Origin of the sequence: Streptomyces sp. JW3 (assembly GCF_052216785.1) — a bacterium.
GTDB lineage: Bacteria > Actinomycetota > Actinomycetes > Streptomycetales > Streptomycetaceae > Streptomyces.
In genome coordinates, this window is sequence record NZ_JBQOUX010000010.1 from 17,108 (window position 1) to 35,418 (window position 18,311).

The window sequence follows — 18,311 nt, forward strand, 5'->3', positions numbered from 1 at the left end:
AGGAAGTCATGGCCGTCGCCGAACTGAGTGTCGTCGTCCTGGACTGCCCCGATCCGCACGCCCTGGCCGGTTTCTACGCCGAGGTGCTCGGCGGGACCGTCGAGGACCAGGGCGAGTGGGTCGACCTGAAGCTGCCGGGCGGGCAGCAGCTCGCCTTCCAGGCCGCCCCCGGGTTCGTACCGCCGAAGTGGCCCGCGCCCGACCACTCGCAGCAGGTCCACCTCGACCTGGACGTGCCCGATCTCGACGCGGCCGAGCAGGCCGTCCTCGCGCTGGGCGCGAAGCCGCTGGACGCGGCGGACCGCGCCCGGTCCTTCCGGGTTTACGCGGACCCGGCCGGGCACCCGTTCTGTCTCTGCGCCGCCGGCTGACCCAGGAGGTCGCACGCATGGCTCCCGCCGCACGTTTCCGTTCCGTCGTGCTCGACTGCCCCGATCCCCTCGCACTGGCCCGCTTCTACGCCCAGGTGGTGGGCGGCACGCCCCGGCAGGACGACCCGGACTGGGTGGTCCTCCAGGTCCCCGACGGGCCCCGGCTGTCCTTCCAGCGGGCGCCGGACCTGACCCCGCCTCAGTGGCCGCGCTCGGACCGCGACGCCCAGCAGTTCCATCTCGACTTCGACGGCGGGTCGACGTGGGAGGAAATGGACGCCGCGCAGGAGAAGGTGCTGGCGCTGGGCGCCCGGGTGCTGGACGCGGAGGACCGGGAGAAGAAGGACTTCGTGGTGTACGCCGATCCGGCGGGGCATCCGTTCTGCCTCTGCCGGATCGAGCACCACTGAGGCGTACCGCCGTCAGCCGTCGAGGTCGGCGATGGTCGCCGTCGACGGTTGCCGCCGGGCCTGGAACGCGCGGGCGGTGAACGCCGCCCCGCGCAGCACCCGCTGGACGTTGCCCCAGGTCAGCAGGGCCACGTCGGCCTCGTCCCAGCCGCGCCGCAGCAGCTCGGCGACAAGCCGGGGGTAGCAGGAGGCGTCGCCCAGCTCCTGCGGGTGGGCGGTGCCGGTGTCGTACGTGCCGGACAGGCCGACGCCCCCGGGTCCGGCCACCTCGCGGACGTGGTCCAGGTGGTCGGCGACGTCGCGGACGGTGGGGCCGGTCTGCTCGGCGGTCAGCGGCACCAGGCACAGGCCGCCGGCCGCGCCCAGCTCGGCCAGCAGGTCGTCGGGCAGGTTGGCGGGGTGCGGGCGCAGCGCGCGGGCGGCGGAGCGGGTGCACAGCGCGGGCGCCTTGGAGACGGCGAAGGTGCGGCGGAAGGTCTCCGGGGAGGCGCCGGAGAGGTCGGCGATGACGCCGAGCCGGTTCATCTCGCGGACCACCTCCTCGCCGAACCGGGTCAGCCCCGTCCCGCCCGCCCAGGTGACGCCGGTCAGGGTGAGCACCCGCAGGCCGAGCAGGTGCAGCGAGCGCAGGATGCCGAGCGAGTTCCCGACGGCGGCGGCCCCTGCGGGACCGGGCAGCACGGCGACCCGGCCGCAGTTGCGGGCGTCGATCGCCTCCCCCGCGTCGTACGCCAGGCGCAGCCCCTCGGGGTGCTCCCGGACGACCGTCTTGACCAGGTCGAGCTGCTCCATCGTGGCGCCGACGGCCCGGTCGCCGTCGATGGCCTCGGGCAGGTGCAGGGCGGCGAACAGCGCGCCGACCCGGCCCTCGCGCAGCCGGGGCACGTCGGTGTCGACGGCGCTCTCACCGATCTCCAGGTCGTACCAGGGCAGGTGTTTCAGCGCCCAGGGCAGCCCGCTGTACCCGTCGGCCACGGGATGCGCGGCCAGTACGGCGTGCGCCCGCTCCAGTGGTGCGCCGTCCGGGTCGGAGACGGGGGTGTAGGGCTCCGGGGCGAGGACTTCGGCCACTTCGGCGGGGAAGGACGCGGGCAGGTCGTCGAGCTCGCCGGCCTCGGTGCTCGGGTGCAGGTCGTCCTGGAGGTCTGCCATGGCGGGCTCCGTACGGTCGTCGTGCGATACCGACACCGTCGCACGGAGCGTGACGGGCTTCCTGGTGGGTGGGCCGTCAGGGGGTACGCCGGTCAGTGCCGGTCAGCGGTCCCGGGCCGCGCCGGTCACCTGGTCGGAGGCGTCCCGGGGGGACGACCGGATGTACCGGGGGGGCGACCGGATGTACCGGGAGGGCGACCGGATGTACCGGGAGGGCGACCGGATGTACCGGGGGGCGGGACGACCGGCCGCACCGATCCCCCCGCCCCGCCCCCGCCCCGGCGCGCAGCGCCCCGTCAGCCGTCCAGGTCCGCGAGCGTCGCGTTGGACGGGCCGCGGGTGGCCTTCAGCGAGCGGGCCACGTCCTCCGCCGCGCCCAGTACCCGGACCGCGTTCTTCCAGGTCAGCTTGGCCAGGTCGGCCTTGGACCAGCCGCGGTCGAGCAGCTCCGCGATGAGGTTCGGGTAGCCGGCGACGTCGTCCAGGCCGTCCGGGGTGAACGGCGTGCCGTCGTAGTCGCCGCCGATGCCGAGGTGATCCACGCCGGCCACCTCGCGCATGTGATCGAGGTGGTCGGCGACCGTGCCGGCGGTGGCGACCGGGCGCGGCCGGCTCTGCTCGAAGGCGTGGTGCACCTTCATCGCGTCCGGGCCGGAGTCCAGGGGGTGGAAGCCGTGCGCACGCATGTTCGCGTCGGCCTCGGCGGTCCAGTCCACGGCGGCCTGGAGCACGAACTTCGGCACGAACGTCACCATCGCCACGCCGCCGTTGGCGGGCAGCCGCTCCAGTACGTCGTCGGGGATGTTGCGGGGGTGGTCGCAGACGGCCCGCGCGGAGGAGTGCGAGAAGATCACCGGCGCGGTCGAGGTGTCCAGCGCGTCCCGCATGGTCGTCGCCGCCACGTGCGAGAGGTCGACCAGCATGCCCTCGCGGTTCATCTCGCGCACGACCTCGCGGCCGAACGCCGACAGCCCGCCGACGCCGGGCGCGTCGGTCGCGGAGTCCGCCCAGGCCACGTTGTCGTTGTGGGTGAGCGTCAGGTACCGCACGCCGAGCGCGTACAGCCCGCGCAGCGCGCCGAGCGAGTTCTCGATCGAGTGGCCGCCCTCCGCGCCCATCAGCGACGCGATCCGGCCCTCGGCCCGCGCGGCCGCCATGTCGGCGGCGGTCAGCGCGGCCCTCAGTTCCCCCGGATGGCGGTCGATGAGCTGCGTCACGCAGTCGATCTGCTCCAGCGTCGCGGTGAGCGCGCCGGGCAGGTCGGAGCGGACGTACACCGACCAGTACTGCGCGCCGACCCCGCCGGCCCGCAGCCGGGCCAGGTCGGTGTGCAGGTGGGCGGACTGGTCGGCGGCGATGTCCCGGGCGTCGAGGTCGTAGCGGACCTGCTCGCGCAGTGCCCAGGGCAGGTCGTTGTGGCCGTCGACGACGGGGAACTCGCGCAGCAGTTCCCGGGCTGTCTCCAGTGAGGTCATGGGGGCCTACTTCCCGAAACCGAAGGAAGCCGATCCCTCCGCCTTGGTGCGCAGCCGCTTGCCCTTCTCGGTGGCCTGGTCGTTCAGCTCCTGCTGGAACTCGCGCATCCGGCCGAGCAGCTCCTCGTCGTGCGCGGCGAGGATGCGGGCGGCGAGCAGCCCGGCGTTGCGGGCGCCGCCGACCGAGACGGTGGCGACCGGCACCCCGGCCGGCATCTGCACGATGGACAGCAGCGAGTCCATGCCGTCGAAGTACTTCAGCGGCACGGGCACGCCGATGACCGGCAGCGGGGTGACGGAGGCGAGCATGCCGGGCAGGTGGGCGGCGCCGCCGGCGCCGGCGATGATCGCCTTCAGCCCGCGTCCGGCGGCCTCCTCGCCGTACGCGATCATCTCGCGGGGCATCCGGTGCGCGGAGACGACGTCGACCTCGTGGGCGATCTCGAACTCGTCCAGGGCCTTGGCGGCGGCCTCCATGACGGGCCAGTCGGAGTCCGACCCCATGACGATGCCGACGACGGGACGGGCGGCGGGGCTCATTCGGTGATCGTCCCTCTCAGGTAACCGGCGGCGTGCCGGGCGCGCTCCAGTACGTCGTCCAGGTCGTCGCCGTAGGTGTTGACGTGCCCCACCTTGCGGCCGGGCTTCACGTCCTTGCCGTACATGTGGATCTTCAGCTGGGGGTCGCGGGCCATGCAGTGCAGGTACGCGGAGTACATGTCCGGGTAGTCGCCGCCGAGGACGTTGACCATGACCGTCCAGGGCGCGCGCGGGCGCGGGTCGCCGAGCGGCAGGTCGAGGACGGCGCGGACGTGGTTGGCGAACTGCGAGGTGATCGCGCCGTCCATCGACCAGTGGCCGGAGTTGTGCGGGCGCATCGCCAGTTCGTTGACGAGGACGCGGCCGTCCCGGGTCTGGAACAGCTCGACGGCCAGATGGCCGACCACGCCGAGTTCCTTGGCGATGGACAGGGCCATCTCCTCGGCCCGCAGCGCCAGGTCCTCGTCCAGGCCGGGGGCGGGCGCGATCACCGTGTCGCAGACGCCGTTCACCTGCCGCGACTCGACGACCGGGTAGGCGACGGCCTGGCCGTGCGGCGACCGTACGACGTTGGCGGCCAGCTCGCGGACGAAGTCGACCTTCTCCTCGGCGAGCACCGGCACACCGGCGCGGAACGGCTCGGCGGCCGCCGCCTCCGAGTCCACCACCCACACGCCCTTGCCGTCGTATCCGCCGCGGACCGTCTTCAGGACGACCGGAAAACCTCCCCCGCCTTCCGCCGCGAACGCCGCCACATCGGCCGGATCGCGCACGATCCGGTGCCGTGGGCAGGGCACGCCGATCTCCGTGAGTCTCGCCCGCATCACGCCCTTGTCCTGGGCGTGCACCAGCGCGTCCGGGCCGGGGCGGACGGGGATGCCGTCCGCCTCCAGGGCCCGCAGGTGCTCGGTGGGCACGTGTTCGTGATCAAAGGTGATCACGTCACAGCCACGGGCGAACTCACGGAGCGTGTCCAGGTCGCGATGGTCGCCGACGACGACCTCGCTCACCACCTGGGCCGCCGAGTCCTGGGGAGTGTCACTGAGGAGCTTGAACCTGATGCCGAGCGGGATGCCCGCCTCGTGTGTCATACGAGCGAGCTGCCCCCCGCCGACCATGCCGACTACCGGGAACGTCACCCCCCTAGCGTATCGGCAGCCCGCGCGGAGGACGCTTCCCGGCCGTTTCAGCGGGTTTCAGCGGGCGGAACCCGGCTGCCCGGGGCCCGCTCCCGCCGTCCACAGGAAATTGACGCGGTCGGGTGGTTAGCATGGCCGGGTTGACGCGAACCGACCGAGCGGGGGCCTGCACGACCATGGGACATGGTTCCTCGGCGCCTCGAAAGGCGCCCCCCGGGGCTCGCGGCGCGCTGCGGCAGCGGCTCGAAGGCGTGGTCCGGGAGGTGCTGAAGTTCGGCGCGGTCGGCGGCGCCGGCGTCCTGGTCAACCTGCTGGTCTTCAACCTGATGCGGCACACGACCGACCTCCAGGTGGTGCGGGCCAGCATCATCGCCACCGTCGTCGCCATCGTCTTCAACTACGTGGGCTTCCGGTACTTCACCTACCGGGACCGCGACAAGAGCGGCCGCACCAAGGAGATGTCGCTGTTCCTGCTGTTCAGCGCGATCGGCCTGGTGATCGAGAACGGCGTGCTCTACACGGCGACGTACGGCTTCGGCTGGGACAGCCCGCTGCAGAGCAACGTCTTCAAGTTCGTCGGCATCGGTGTGGCCACGCTGTTCCGCTTCTGGTCCTACCGCTCCTGGGTCTTCAAGGCGCTGCCCGCCCGGGACGCCGTCGCCCGTGCGGAATCGTTCCTGGAGCACGAGAGCCCGACGGTGGTGCCGGCGCCGGGCCGCTCCCGCTGAGCCCCGCCCCTCACCGGACCGTCCGGTCCGCCTCCGTCGGGTCCGACTTCGGCGGCGCGGTGCGGGACAGGAAGAGTCCGAAGACCGGCGGGTTGGACTGGAGCAGCTCAAGGCGTCCGCCGTCCGCCTCGGCGAGGTCACGGGCGACCGCCAGCCCGATGCCGGTGGAGTTGCGTCCGCTGATGGTGCGCTCGAAGATCCGCGCCCCCAGGTCGGCGGGGACGCCAGGACCCTCGTCGGTGACCTCCACCACGGCCTGGTTGCCGGTGACCCGGGTGCGCAGCGCGACCGTGCCGCCGCCGTGCATCAGCGAGTTCTCGATCAGCGCGGCCAGCACCTGGGCGACCGCGCCCGGGGTGCCCACGGCGGTCAGGTGCCGCTTGCCGGAGGAGACGATGGCCCGGCCCTCGCTGCGGTAGGCGGGGCGCCACTCGGCGATCTGCTGCTGGATGATGTCGTCCAGCTCGAAGGTGACGGCGGAGCCGCTGCGCGGGTCCCGGGAGTTGGTCAGCAGCCGCTCCACCACGTCGGTCAGCCGCTCCACCTGGGCCAGCGCGATGGTCGCCTCCTCCTTCACCGTGTCCGGCTCGTCGGTGAGGGTGATCTCCTCAAGGCGCATCGACAGCGCGGTCAGCGGCGTACGCAGCTGGTGCGAGGCGTCGGCGGCCAGGCGGCGCTCGGCGGTGAGCATCCGGGCGATGCGCTCGGCGGAGGAGTCCAGTACGTCGGCCACCCGGTCCAGCTCGGGGACGCCGTACCGCTTGTGCCGGGGGCGCGGGTCGCCGGAGCCGAGGCGCTCGGCGGTCTCGGCGAGGTCGGTGAGCGGGGAGGCCAGTCGGTTGGCCTGGCGGACGGCGAGCAGCACGGCGGCGATCACCGCGAGCAGCGCCACCAGGCCGATGATCAGCAGGGTCCGGCCGACCTCCCGGGTCACCGAGGAGCGCGGCTCCTGGACGACGACCGTCTCGCCCTCCTCGCCGGTGGCCGCGCCCCGGATGACCTCGCCGGACGGTGCGTCGCCGACCTCGATGGGCGGCTTGCCGGGGATGCGGATCACGGCGTAGCGGTCGCCCTCGACCTGCCGGCGCAGCACCTCGGCGTCGACGCTGCCGGTGCCCAGCAGCCGGCTGTCCACGATGCTGGCGAGCCGGGCCGCCTCCAGGTCCACCCGCTCCTGGGCGGTGGAGCTGATGGTCCGCGCCTCGACGAGGACCAGGGAGACGCCGAAGACGGCGATCACGACGAGCACCACGGCGAGCGTGGACTGGATCAGTCGACGGCGCATGTTCCCCTACGTACCCGCGTATCAGTTCTTCTCGAAGCGGAAGCCGACGCCGCGCACGGTGGCGATGTAGCGCGGGTTGGCCGCGTCGTCCCCCAGCTTCTTGCGCAGCCAGGAGATGTGCATGTCGAGGGTCTTGGTCGAGGACCACCAGGTGGTGTCCCAGACCTCGCGCATCAGCTGGTCGCGGGTGACGACCCGGCCGGCGTCGCGCACCAGCACCCGCAGCAGGTCGAACTCCTTCGCCGTGAGCTGGAGCTCCTCCTCGCCCATCCAGGCGCGGTGCGACTCCACGTCGATGCGCACGCCGTGGGTGGCGGGCGGCTGCTGGGCCTCGGTGGCGCCGCGCCGCAGCAGGGCCCGGACCCGGGCGAGCAGTTCGGCGAGGCGGAAGGGCTTGGTGACGTAGTCGTCGGCGCCCGCGTCAAGGCCGACGACGGTGTCCACCTCGTCGGCGCGCGCGGTCAGGATGAGGATCGGCACCGAGTGGCCCTCGGAACGCAGCCGGCGGGCGACCTCCAGGCCGTCCATGCCGGGCAGGCCCAGGTCCAGCACGACCAGGTCCACACCGCCCTGCATCCCGGCGTCGAGCGCCGTGGGTCCGTCCTCACGCACCTCGACCTCGTACCCTTCCCGGCGCAGTGCGCGGGCCAGCGGCTCCGAAATGGACGCGTCGTCCTCGGCGAGCAGTACACGGGTCATGACCCGATGGTAGTCCGCCCGGGGCAACGCCCGAGGTGAGATCGGTGCGGGGCGCTCTTACCTCCGGACATGCCGGATACGCCCCATCCCCTGTCAGAGGCCGGAATGTAGTATTCCGGTTCCATCACTCCCTGTGATGCGCATCTCAAACCCTTCCATACCGGGCAGTACTTTGCCTTATGGTGGTTTAACGCCTGAAGCACCACAGGGACCTTTGGCCGCTCTTACGCTCTTGACGCCGAAGGTCCTTGCTGTGTGCGGGCCGGCCATCCGCCGGCCTTGAAAGGAATGACCTGTGGCCGGGCCTCGCAGCGCAGAGCCGCGCGCCGAGGCGTGGATCCCGGTGGTCACCGTCCGCCGTCCCGTGATCCGGGGCGGAGAGCCCCGTAGGCGTGGGGCGGACGGATGACGACCGCCGGTGCCGGCCTGCCCCCCACCGGGCGCGCATCGCCTCTGTGAGCGCGTCCCGACCAGCAAGGATCGACCATGGCGTCCAGCCTGACGAAGGACTCGGTCACCCCGGGCACCCCCGGGTCCGAGAAGACCTTCTTCGGCCACCCGAGGGGTCTGGCCACCCTCTTCATGACCGAGATGTGGGAGCGGTTCTCCTACTACGGCATGAGGGCTCTGCTCCCGCTGTACCTCGTGGCCCCGGGCGGCCTGGGCATGAACGCCGGCACCGCCACCGCGATCTACTCGGTGTACCTGTCGCTGGTGTACCTGCTCACGATGCCGGGCGGCTGGTTCGGCGACCGCGTGTGGGGTCCCCGCAAGACCGTCGCCATCGCCGGCGGCATCATCATGCTCGGCCACCTGACCCTGGCCCTGCCGTCCTCCGGCACGTTCTTCGCCGGTCTCGGCCTGGTCGCGATCGGCTCGGGTCTGCTGAAGGCCAACATCTCCACGATGGTCGGCCACCTCTACCAGGGCCCCGACGACCCGCGCCGGGACGGCGGCTTCACCGTCTTCTACATGGGCATCAACCTGGGCGCCTTCGTCGCGCCGCTGGTCATCGGCACCATCGGCGAGAACGTCAACTGGCACCTGGGCTTCGCGCTGGCCGCGGTCGGCATGGCGATCGGGGTCGCCCAGTTCCTGATCGGCAGCCGCCACCTCGACGCCCACTCCAGCGTCGTCCCCAAGCCGCTGTCGGCCGCCGAGAAGACCTCGACGCTGCGCAAGGCCGCGTTCTGGGCCGCGATCGCCGTCGTCTTCTACGCGATCGTCGGCTTCTCCGGCCATTACACGCTGAACTGGATCCTGGTCCCGCTGACCCTGCTCGGCGTGATCATCCCGATCCTGGTGCTGACCCGCATCAAGCGCGACAGGTCCCTGGACCGGGCCGAGCAGTCGAAGATGTCCGCGTACATCTGGTTCTTCGTCGCCGCGGCCGTCTTCTGGATGATCTACGACCAGGGCGGCTCGACCCTGTCGATCTTCGCCGACTCCTCGGCCGAGAACAGCGTCGGTGGCTGGTCGTTCCCGGTCTCCTGGTACCAGTCGGTCAACCCGGTCATCATCATGGCGCTGGCCCCGGTCTTCGCGACGCTGTGGCTGGCGCTGGCCCGGCGCGGCAAGGAGCCGAGCACGATCGTGAAGTTCTCGTTCGGCCTGGTGCTGGTCGGCGCGTCCTTCTTCCTCTTCCTGGCCCCGCTGGCGATCGCGGACGGCGGTCACAAGGCCGCGGCGCTGTGGCTGGTGGCGATCTACTTCGTCCAGACCTGCGGTGAGCTGCTGCTCTCCCCGGTCGGCCTGTCGGTGACGACGAAGATGGCGCCGGTGAAGTACGCCTCGCAGATGATGGGCGTCTGGTTCCTGGCGGTCACCGCGGGCGACGCGACGACGGGGCTGCTCTCCATCGCCGGCGTGGACCTGAACAAGACCGGCATCGTCGCCGCGGAGGCCACGCTCGCCGTGATCGCGGGCATCGCGGTGTGGATGTACCGCAAGCGCGTCAGGACGATGATGGGCGACGTCCACTGAGCCCTGCCGGCCCGGCTTTTCGGAGGGTCATCGCGTCCCTTGGGTGGACGCGGTGGCCCTTCGGGGTTTCTCCGAGGCGGGGCGCTGGACGACCGGCGGGCCGGGTCCGTGGGCTTCGGGCCCCCGGCCCCGGGGCTGTGGGCCCTCGGCCTACGCCTACGCCTACGCCTACGAGAGGTACGGCGGCGGCAAGCCTGGGACGGCTGTCGCGGGGCCCCCCGGGAGCGGCATTCCTGCAAGTTCCCGTAGGGACGGGCGCCGGGCCCCCGACCTCGTAGGCCACCTTCGCGAGCATCCGGCCTGACCGGCTCATGGCGGCGAGCGTCCGTGGCGGCGGTCCCCGAAGGGACGGCACACCCGCGGCGGCTCCCCGGGCGCAGCCCTGCCCGCACGGACCGGCCTCTGCCCGCACGGACCGGCCTTCGTCATCACCACGGACCGCCGTAACAGGGGACCCCGCACGAGCCGCCTTTCTCGCAGCCGCGCCCCCAGAGGCAGCCCGCAGCCGGCCTCCGGAGGATTACGCGGGGGCCGCCAGTTCCGCCCACACCGTCTTGCCCGCGACGCCCGGGGACCGTACGACCCCCCAGTCCAGGCACAGCCGCTGCACGATGAACATGCCGTGGCCGCCGGGGCGGCCGGCGCGGTGCGGGGTGCGGGGCGCCGGCTGGCCCGTGCCCCGGTCGGAGACCTCCAGCCGGATCACCTTGCGGTCGCAGCTGATCCACAGCTCGTCCGGCCCCTCGGCGTGCAGACAGGCGTTGGTGACCAGTTCGGAGACGACCAGCAGGACGTCCTCCGCGGCGGCCCGCCGGTCGGCCGAGGCGGCCGGCAGCCAGCCCCACGCGTACAACGCCTGGCGGGTGAAGTCGCGGGCCAGCGGCACGACACCGCTGGCGCCGTCGAAGCTCAGCCTGCGCGACTGGCGGCCGGTGGCGGCAGCCGTCGGCGCGCCCCCGCCCCCTTCGGACGCCCCGGTCACGGGCATGCCCCCCTCGGACGCCCCGGAGGCGCCGCTGGGCTCCGGACCGCGGTCGCCCGGCGAGTAGGGCCGGGTGGTGCTCATCAGCGCTTCACCTCACCGATTCACCAATTCATGATTCAACGTCGTACACAGTCAGTCCACAGTCAGTCGGCCGACCCTGTTCAGGATGTCTCCTGCCCGACCGGACCGACAGAACACCCCTGTATTGGGCAGGAAACACCGGACGGGGCGAAACCACCGGTCACAGGGGACGCGCGGGACACCCCGCCGGTTCCGCGGAGCGGCTCAGCCGCTCTCGTCCGCCAGGGCCGTTTCCAGGGTGTCATGAACGGTGAAGACAGCGTCCGCACCGGTGATCTCGAAGACCCGCGCCACCACGGGCTGCATGCCGACCAGATGGACGCCACCCCCCGCGGCCTCCGCCTTCAGCCGCGCGCCGAGCAGGACGTTGAGTCCCGTGGAGTCGCAGAACTCCAGGCGCGAGCAATCGACGACAAGGCGGCTGAAACCCTTGTCCAGGCAGTCGTCCAGTGGCTCACGCAACAGATCGGCGGTGTGGTGATCCAACTCACCCGCCGGAGTCACGACGGCACTGGGGCCTTCCTGCCGCACCTCCACCAGAAGCCGGCCAGACTGTGTGCTGCCGACCGTCCCGCGGTCCATGCCGTCTCTCTCTCCCGACGTCGTGACTGCTTGCTGACGCCCCCGAACACTACGCCTTCCCTACGGCCTTCGACACCCGAACATCCGCACAGAAACGGACATACCCGAACATAAAGCACTTGCGGAGGGCTTGGTGAAGCCGGTAGGGCTAGTAAGAACACAACAACCGACACGGCCGGCTTTGGAGGCGCCGCACACCGCAGTGCACGCAATTGGCTTCGGCAGCCGTATGCCGAGAACGATGGAGGACATCATGTCACCCCGGCTCGACGGATCGCGTACCCAGAAAGCGACGTCGACACCCCCTCCGGAACATCTGGATCCCATCGGCCACTCCGAGCGGGCCGTCGAGCACGACGGCGCCCTCGCCGGGCTTCCGGACATCCCCGCGTACGACGAGGTCGCCCCGGCCGACGCCCGGGCCCTGTCCAAGACCCTCTTCGAGCGCCTGGAGTCGCTGGAGGAAGGCACGCACGAGTACGCGTACGTACGCAACACGCTCGTCGAGCTCAACCTCGCGCTGGTCAAGTTCGCCGCCTCCCGCTTCCGCTCGCGCAGCGAGCCGATGGAGGACATCATCCAGGTCGGCACGATCGGCCTGATCAAGGCGATCGACCGCTTCGAACTGTCGCGGGGCGTGGAGTTCCCCACGTTCGCCATGCCGACCATCATCGGCGAGATCAAACGGTTCTTCCGCGACACCTCCTGGTCGGTGCGCGTCCCGCGCCGCCTTCAGGAACTGCGCCTGGACCTGGCCAAGGCCGGTGACGAACTGGCCCAGCAGCTCGACCGCGCGCCGACGGTGGCCGAGCTGGCCGAGCGCCTGGGCATAACGAACGACGAGGTCGTCGAGGGCATGGCTGCCTCGAACGCGTATACGGCAGCCTCGCTGGACGCCCAGCCGGAGGAGGACGACGCGGAGGGCGCGCTGGCGGACCGGATCGGTTACGAGGACCACGGGCTCGAGGGCATCGAGTACGTCGAGTCGCTCAAGCCGCTGATCGCCGAGCTGCCGCCGCGCGACCGGAAGATCCTCTCCCTGCGCTTCGTCGCGGGCATGACCCAGTCGGAGATCGGCGAGGAACTGGGCATCTCCCAGATGCACGTCTCCCGGCTGCTCTCCCGCACGCTGGTGAAGCTGCGCAAGGGGCTGACGGTCGAGGAGTGAGGGCCGGCCGTCCGGCCTGCTGTGCTGCGAAGGGGCGGCCCCGGCCGCCCCTTCGGGCTGTCGTCGCACCACGCGTCACACCACGAGTCACACCACGAGTCACATCACACGTCGCACCACGAGTCGCATCACACGTCGCACCACGAGTCGCATCACACGTCAGACCACGCGTACGCCCCTCCGCCAGACCTCGCTGACCAGCGGGACACCCGGCCGATAGGCCAAGTGCACATGGCTCGGGGCGTCCAGGAAGACCAGGTCGGCGTACGCCCCCGGCGCGATGCGGCCGACGTCCGTGCGCCGCAGGGCCGCCGCGCCGCCCGCCGTGGCCGACCAGAGGGCCTCGTCCGGCGTCATCCCCATGTCCCGTACCGCGAGCGCGATGCAGAACGGGACGGAGGACGTGAACGACGAGCCGGGGTTGCAGTCCGTGGAGAGCGCGACGGTGACTCCGGCGTCGAGCAGGCGCCGCGCGTCCGGCCAGGCGGCGCGGGTGGAGAACTCGGCGCCGGGCAGCAGCGTGGCGACCGTACGGCTGTGCGCGAGGGCGTCCACGTCGGCGTCGGTGAGGTGGGTGCAGTGGTCGGCGCTGGCCGCGTCGAGTTCGACGGCGAGCTGGACGCCGGGGCCGTGGGAGAGCTGGTTGGCGTGGATGCGGGGGTGCAGGCCCTTGGCCCTGCCCGCCGTGAGGATCGCGCGGGCCTGGTCGCCGTCGAAGGCGCCCTGCTCGCAGAAGACGTCGATCCAACGGGCGTACGGGGCACAGGCGTCGAGCATCTCGCCGGTGACGAGGTCCACGTAGGCGGCCGGGTCGTCGGCGAGTTCGGGCGCGACGATGTGCCCGCCGAGGAAGGTGACCTCGTCGGTGTGGCGGGCGGCGACGGCGAGGGCGCGGGACTCGTCGGCGGTGGTCAGTCCGTACCCGGACTTGGTCTCGAAGGTGGTGGTGCCCTGGCGCAGGGCCTCTTCGAGGTAACGGGTCAGGCCCGCCTCCAGTTCCGCGTCGCTCGCGGCGCGGGTGGCGGCGACGGTGGTGCGGATGCCGCCCGCACGGTAGGGCCGGCCGGACATACGGGCGTTGAACTCCTCGGTGCGGTCGCCCGCGAACAGCAGGTGCGAGTGGGAGTCCACGAAGCCCGGCAGGACCGCCCGGCCGCCCGCGTCGACCCGGTTGTCAGTGGCGGGTGCTTTGCTTGATTCACCGGTCCACACGACCCGGTCGCCGTCGATGACGACAGCCGCGTCCCGGACCGGGCCGAGCGGGCTTCCGTCCTGGAGGGAGGGGTCGTTGGTGACCAGCGTGGCGATGTTGGTGATGACGGTACTGGTACTGGTGCTGCCGGTGCTGGTGCTGCTGTTCATGGCGTCCTTCGCGGTCGGCGGGGTCAGGCGCGCAGGGCCGCCACGGCCCGCGCGAGCGCGTGCGGCACATCCGGTACGAGGGTGTGCGCCCCGTCGCGCACCACGTGCCGGCCGTCCACGACGGTGTGCCGGACGTCCGCCGCAGTCGCCGCGAATACGGCCGTCTCGGCGCCGAGCCGGGGCAGCGGCCCGGCCGTCCTGACCGAGTCCAGGGCGACGGTCGTCAGATCGGCGCGCAGGCCGGCCTCGATGGCGCCGGTGTCGTCCCAGCCGAGGGCCGCGTGTCCGTCGGCGGTGGCGGCGCGCAGCAGGGCGGTGACCGTCCAGTGGCCCCGGGTGCGGGTGCGCAGCCGCTCGTTCAGCTCCATGGCGCGCGCCTCGCCGAGCAGGTCGACGACGGCGTGGCTGTCGGAGCCGAGGGACAGCGGTGAGCCGGCCTTCTGGAGCGCGGCGGCGGGTCCGATGCCGTCCGCGAGGTCCCGTTCGGTGGTCGGGCACATGCAGGTGCCGGTGCCGCTGCCGCCGATCAGGGCGATGTCGTCGTCGCTCAGATGGGTGTTGTGCACGCCGGTGGTGCGCGGTCCGAGCACCCCGTGGTCGGCGAGCAGCCGGGCCGGGCTGCACCCGTGCGCCTCCTGGCAGGCGTCGTTCTCGGCGGTCTGCTCGGAGAGGTGGACGTGCAGCGGGGCCCGCCGCTTTTCGGCCCACCCGGCCACGGTCGCCAACTGCTCGGCGGGCACCGCCCGCACCGAGTGCACGGCGGCCCCGATCCGCGCGTGATCCCGTTCCTTGAGAACTGAACAGCGTGTCGCCCAGTCCTCCGCCGTCCGGTCGGAGAAGCGGAGCTGGTGCGCGGTGGGCGGCCGGCCGAAGCCGGCGGAGAGATAGCAGGTGTCGAGGAGGGTGATCCGGACCCCGGCGTCGGCGGCCGCCTCGATCAGCGCCTCGCCCATGGCGTTGGGGTCGGCGTAGGGCGTGCCGCCGGGGGCGTGGTGCACGTAGTGGAACTCGCCGACCGAGCTGACGCCGGCCAGCGCCATCTCGGCGTACGCCGCCCGGGCCAGGGCGTAGTAGGTGTCCGGGGTGAGGCGGTCGGCGACCGAGTACATCACCTCGCGCCAGGTCCAGAAGGTGCCGGAGCCCACCTGGACGGTGGAGCGCAGGGCGCGGTGGAAGGCGTGGCTGTGCGCGTTGGCCAGGCCCGGCAGGGTCAGGCCGCGCAGGATCTCGGCGCCGGGCGGCGGGGTGTCGGTCTCGGTGCGCACGGCGCGGATGCGGCCGTCCGCCACCTCGACGGCGACGCCCGGTTCGACGTGGTCGCCGAGCCAGGCGTGTTCGAGCCAGTACGTGCGCTGGGGGTCGGTCACGGGCACGCGAGTCCTTCCAGTACGTCGGCGAGGGCGAGTACCCCGGCCGTGCAGTCGTCCTCGGTGGCGGACTCGGCCGGGGAGTGCGAGACGCCGGTGGGGTTGCGCACGAACAGCATGGCGGTCGGGACGCGTCCGGCGAGGATTCCGGCGTCGTGTCCGGCGCCGGTGCCCAGGACGGGGACGCGCAGGTCCGTCCCGGTGCCGAGGATGCGGGCCAGTTCGTCGCGCAGGGCGTGGTCGAACTCGACGACCGGGGTGAAGGACTCGCGGGCCACGGTGAGGTCGACGCCGTGGGCCTCGGCGTGGTCGCGGGCCGCCTGCTCGATGCCGGCGACCACGGCGTCCAGGGTCTTGGGCCCCGCCGCGCGGGAGTCCAGCCAGCCGGACACCAGGGAGGGCACGGCGTTGACCCCGTTCGGTTCGACGGCGACCTTGCCGAAGGTGGCGACGGCGCCGGCGAGTTCCGCCGTCCGGCGGGCGGCGAGCACGGTCTCGGCGTACGGCAGCATCGGGTCGTGCCGGTCGGTGAGGCGGGTGGTGCCGGCGTGGTTGGCCTCGCCGCGGAAGTCGAACCGCCAGCGGCCGTGCGGCCAGATGGCGGAGGCGATGCCGACCGGGTCGCCGGACAGGTCCAGGGCGCGGCCCTGTTCGACGTGGAGTTCGACGAAGGCGCCGATGCGGTCGAGCCGTTCCGGGTCCGGGCCGATGGCGTCCGGGTCGTACCCGGCGGCCGCCATCGCCCTCGGGAGGGTCACCCCGTCGCCGTCGGTCAGGCGGTGGGCCTGCTCGGCGGTGAGCAGGCCGGCGGTCAGCCGGGAGCCGACGCAGGCCAGACCGAAGCGGGCGCCCTCCTCGTCGCCGAAGTTGACGATGCCGAGCGGCTTGGCGAACCGCGCTCCCCGGTGGCGCAGTTCGTCCAGCGCGGCGAAGGCGGAGACGACGCCGAGGGGGCCGTCGAAGGCGCCGCCGTCGGGCACGGAGTCCAGGTGGGAGCCGGTGACGACGGCGTCCCCGGCGGCCGGGTCACCGAGCCAGGCCCACTGGTTGCCGTTGCGGTCGGCCTCGTAGGCCAGCTGGCGGGTGACGGCCTGCTCCCGGAACCAGGCCCGGCAGTCGGCGTCGGCGCCGGTCCAGGCGAACCTGCGGTAGCCACCGGCGGCGGAGCCGCGGCCGACCGGCAGCAGCTCCGCCCACATGCGGTGGAAGCTCACGCGGTGCCGCCTTCTTGGGGGCCCCGCGGGTCGTCGCCCTCGCGCATGGGGACGCGCACGCCCTTGTCCTCGGCGACCGACTCCGCGAGGTCGTACCCGGCGTCCACGTGCCGGATGACGCCCATGCCGGGGTCGTTGGTGAGCACCCGGCGGATCTTCTCGCCGGCGAGCGGGGTGCCGTCGGCGACCGTGACCTGCCCGGCGTGGATCGAGCGGCCCATGCCGACGCCGCCGCCGTGGTGGACCGACACCCAGGAGGCGCCGGAGGCCACGTTGACCATGGCGTTGAGCAGCGGCCAGTCGGCGATCGCGTCGGAGCCGTCGAGCATCGCCTCGGTCTCCCGGTACGGGGAGGCGACGGAGCCGCAGTCGAGGTGGTCGCGGCCGATGACGACCGGTGCGGCCAGCTCACCGCTCGCGACCATGTCGTTGAACCGCTCACCGGCCTTGTCGCGCTCGCCGTAGCCGAGCCAGCAGATCCGGGCGGGCAGCCCCTGGAAGTGGACCCGCTCCCCCGCCAGCTTGATCCAGCGGGCCAGCGACTCGTTCTCCGGGAACAGCTCCAGGATCGCCTTGTCGGTTTTGGCGATGTCGGCCGGGTCGCCGGAGAGCGCGGCCCAGCGGAAGGGGCCCTTGCCCTCGCAGAACAGCGGGCGGATGTAGGCGGGGACGAAGCCGGGGAAGGCGAAGGCCCGGTCGTAGCCGGCGAGCCGGGCCTCGCCCCGGATGGAGTTGCCGTAGTCGAACACCTCGGCGCCGGCGTCCTGGAAGCCGACCATGGCCTCCACGTGCCGGGCCATGGACTCGCGGGCGCGGGTGGTGAAGCCGGCCGGGTCCTTGGCGGCGGCGTCGGCCATGTCCTCGAAGGCGATGCCGGTGGGGAGGTAGGCGAGGGGGTCGTGGGCCGAGGTCTGGTCGGTGACGATGTCGATCGGGGCGCTCCTCGCGAGGAGCCGGGGGACGAGTTCGGCGGCGTTGCCGAGGACGCCGATGGAGAGCGGTTCGCGCCGGTCGCGGGCCTCGGTGGCCAGGTGGAGGGCGTGCTCCAGGCTGTCGGCCCGTACGTCGAGGTAGCGGTGCTCGATACGGCGGTCGATGGCGCGCGGGTCGCAGTCGACGCAGAGGGCGACGCCGCCGTTCATGGTGACCGCGAGCGGCTGGGCACCGCCCATGCCGCCGAGGCCGGCGGTGAGGGTGATGGTCCCGGCGAGGGTGCCGTCGACCCCTTTGCCGATCGAGTGCAGCTTCGCGGCGACGGCGGCGAAGGTCTCGTAGGTGCCCTGGAGGATGCCCTGGGTGCCGATGTAGATCCAGGAACCGGCCGTCATCTGCCCGTACATGGTCAGGCCGAGCGCCTCCAGGCGGCGGAACTCCTCCCAGGTGGCCCAGTCGCCGACCAGGTTGGAGTTGGCGATGAGGACGCGCGGGGCCCACTCGTGGGTCTGCATGACGCCGACCGGGCGGCCCGACTGGACCAGCATCGTCTCGTCCTGCTTGAGGGTCTCCAGCGTGCGGACCATGGCGTCGAAGGAGCGCCAGTCGCGGGCCGCCTTGCCGGTGCCGCCGTAGACGACGAGCTTTTCGGGGTGCTCGGCGACCTCCGGGTCGAGGTTGTTCTGAAGCATCCGCAGGGCGGCCTCCTGCTGCCACCCCAGAGCGCTCGGCTGCGTGCCGCGCGGGGCGCGGACGGGGTGGGGTCCTGACATGACTGCCTCCTGAGGCCGGCTCCCACGGACATTACGCCTTCTATTCACATGGTTACTTCATGAA

General features: G+C 72.2%; 17 protein-coding genes. 5 read left to right on the forward strand and 12 right to left on the reverse strand.

The features are described 5' to 3' along the window. Positions 1-8: 8 nt before the first annotated feature. Both ACTT8P_RS06690 and ACTT8P_RS06695 read left to right on the forward strand, forming a co-directional pair. Positions 9-371, forward strand: a complete 363-nt coding sequence (locus tag ACTT8P_RS06690; protein WP_442830594.1) for a VOC family protein — start codon at positions 9-11, stop codon at positions 369-371. A gap of 17 nt (positions 372-388) precedes the next feature. Continuing rightward, positions 389-781 carry a VOC family protein gene (locus ACTT8P_RS06695; protein WP_442830595.1) on the forward strand — a complete coding sequence of 131 codons (393 nt, stop codon included), beginning with the start codon at positions 389-391 and terminating at the stop codon, positions 779-781. A gap of 12 nt (positions 782-793) precedes the next feature. On the opposite strand, the gene ACTT8P_RS06700 is transcribed toward ACTT8P_RS06695, so the two are convergent. The 4 genes from ACTT8P_RS06700 to ACTT8P_RS06715 form a co-directional block, all read right to left on the reverse strand. Then, a complete protein-coding gene (locus ACTT8P_RS06700) occupies positions 794-1,933 on the reverse strand; it encodes a dipeptidase (protein ID WP_442830596.1) in 1,140 nt (379 codons plus the stop codon). A 296-nt stretch (positions 1,934-2,229) separates the two neighbouring features. Beyond that, positions 2,230-3,408: a dipeptidase gene (locus ACTT8P_RS06705; protein ID WP_442830597.1), complete on the reverse strand. Its 1,179-nt coding sequence runs from the start codon at positions 3,406-3,408 to the stop codon at positions 2,230-2,232. Positions 3,409-3,414: 6 nt separating this feature from the next. Next, entirely contained in the window at positions 3,415-3,948 is a 534-nt protein-coding gene (purE, locus tag ACTT8P_RS06710) for a 5-(carboxyamino)imidazole ribonucleotide mutase (RefSeq protein WP_442830598.1), read from the reverse strand. Beyond that, the gene (locus ACTT8P_RS06715) at positions 3,945-5,087 is read right to left on the reverse strand and encodes a 5-(carboxyamino)imidazole ribonucleotide synthase (protein WP_442830599.1); all 1,143 of its coding nucleotides are present in this window, start codon (positions 5,085-5,087) and stop codon (positions 3,945-3,947) included. The genes purE and ACTT8P_RS06715 overlap by 4 nt, the downstream gene beginning before the upstream one ends. Positions 5,088-5,263: 176 nt before the next feature. Between ACTT8P_RS06715 and ACTT8P_RS06720 the strand changes: the two genes are divergently transcribed. Further along, positions 5,264-5,815: a GtrA family protein gene (locus ACTT8P_RS06720; protein ID WP_442830670.1), complete on the forward strand. Its 552-nt coding sequence runs from the start codon at positions 5,264-5,266 to the stop codon at positions 5,813-5,815. Positions 5,816-5,825: 10 nt separating this feature from the next. Here the strand turns inward: ACTT8P_RS06720 and ACTT8P_RS06725 are convergent, their stop codons facing one another. Both ACTT8P_RS06725 and ACTT8P_RS06730 read right to left on the reverse strand, forming a co-directional pair. After that, a complete protein-coding gene (locus tag ACTT8P_RS06725) occupies positions 5,826-7,100 on the reverse strand; it encodes an ATP-binding protein (RefSeq protein WP_442830600.1) in 1,275 nt (424 codons plus the stop codon). A 21-nt stretch (positions 7,101-7,121) separates the two neighbouring features. Next, positions 7,122-7,799: a response regulator transcription factor gene (locus tag ACTT8P_RS06730; RefSeq protein WP_442830601.1), complete on the reverse strand. Its 678-nt coding sequence runs from the start codon at positions 7,797-7,799 to the stop codon at positions 7,122-7,124. Positions 7,800-8,285: 486 nt separating this feature from the next. On the opposite strand from ACTT8P_RS06730, the gene ACTT8P_RS06735 reads away from it, so the two are divergent. Beyond that, positions 8,286-9,782 carry an MFS transporter gene (locus tag ACTT8P_RS06735; protein WP_442830602.1) on the forward strand — a complete coding sequence of 499 codons (1,497 nt, stop codon included), beginning with the start codon at positions 8,286-8,288 and terminating at the stop codon, positions 9,780-9,782. Between the two features lie 520 nt (positions 9,783-10,302). Here ACTT8P_RS06735 and ACTT8P_RS06740 read toward each other — a convergent pair. Together ACTT8P_RS06740 and ACTT8P_RS06745 are read right to left on the reverse strand one after the other, a co-directional pair. Continuing rightward, complete coding sequence (locus tag ACTT8P_RS06740; protein WP_442830603.1) at positions 10,303-10,848, reverse strand: ATP-binding protein; 546 nt, start codon at positions 10,846-10,848, stop codon at positions 10,303-10,305. Between the two features lie 204 nt (positions 10,849-11,052). Beyond that, positions 11,053-11,430 carry an STAS domain-containing protein gene (locus tag ACTT8P_RS06745; protein WP_442830604.1) on the reverse strand — a complete coding sequence of 126 codons (378 nt, stop codon included), beginning with the start codon at positions 11,428-11,430 and terminating at the stop codon, positions 11,053-11,055. A 253-nt stretch (positions 11,431-11,683) separates the two neighbouring features. On the opposite strand from ACTT8P_RS06745, the gene ACTT8P_RS06750 reads away from it, so the two are divergent. After that, positions 11,684-12,598, forward strand: coding sequence for an RNA polymerase sigma factor SigF (locus ACTT8P_RS06750; RefSeq protein WP_442830605.1), 915 nt, complete (start codon positions 11,684-11,686; stop codon positions 12,596-12,598). A 159-nt stretch (positions 12,599-12,757) separates the two neighbouring features. Here the strand turns inward: ACTT8P_RS06750 and hutI are convergent, their stop codons facing one another. Genes hutI through hutU form a run of 4 tightly spaced genes read right to left on the reverse strand, consistent with a single transcriptional unit; the run spans position 12,758 to position 18,247 of the window. Further along, positions 12,758-13,960 carry an imidazolonepropionase gene (gene hutI, locus ACTT8P_RS06755; protein WP_442830606.1) on the reverse strand — a complete coding sequence of 401 codons (1,203 nt, stop codon included), beginning with the start codon at positions 13,958-13,960 and terminating at the stop codon, positions 12,758-12,760. A 23-nt stretch (positions 13,961-13,983) separates the two neighbouring features. Further along, positions 13,984-15,327, reverse strand: coding sequence for a formimidoylglutamate deiminase (locus ACTT8P_RS06760; RefSeq protein WP_442830607.1), 1,344 nt, complete (start codon positions 15,325-15,327; stop codon positions 13,984-13,986). Then, on the reverse strand, positions 15,324-16,541 hold the full coding sequence (locus ACTT8P_RS06765) for an allantoate amidohydrolase (RefSeq protein ID WP_442830608.1): 1,218 nt from the start codon (positions 16,539-16,541) through the stop codon (positions 15,324-15,326). Before ACTT8P_RS06765 ends, ACTT8P_RS06760 begins: the two co-directional genes overlap by 4 nt. Further along, a complete protein-coding gene (hutU, locus tag ACTT8P_RS06770; RefSeq protein ID WP_442830609.1) occupies positions 16,538-18,247 on the reverse strand; it encodes a urocanate hydratase in 1,710 nt (569 codons plus the stop codon). The genes ACTT8P_RS06765 and hutU overlap by 4 nt, the downstream gene beginning before the upstream one ends. Between the last annotated feature and the right edge of the window lie 64 nt (positions 18,248-18,311).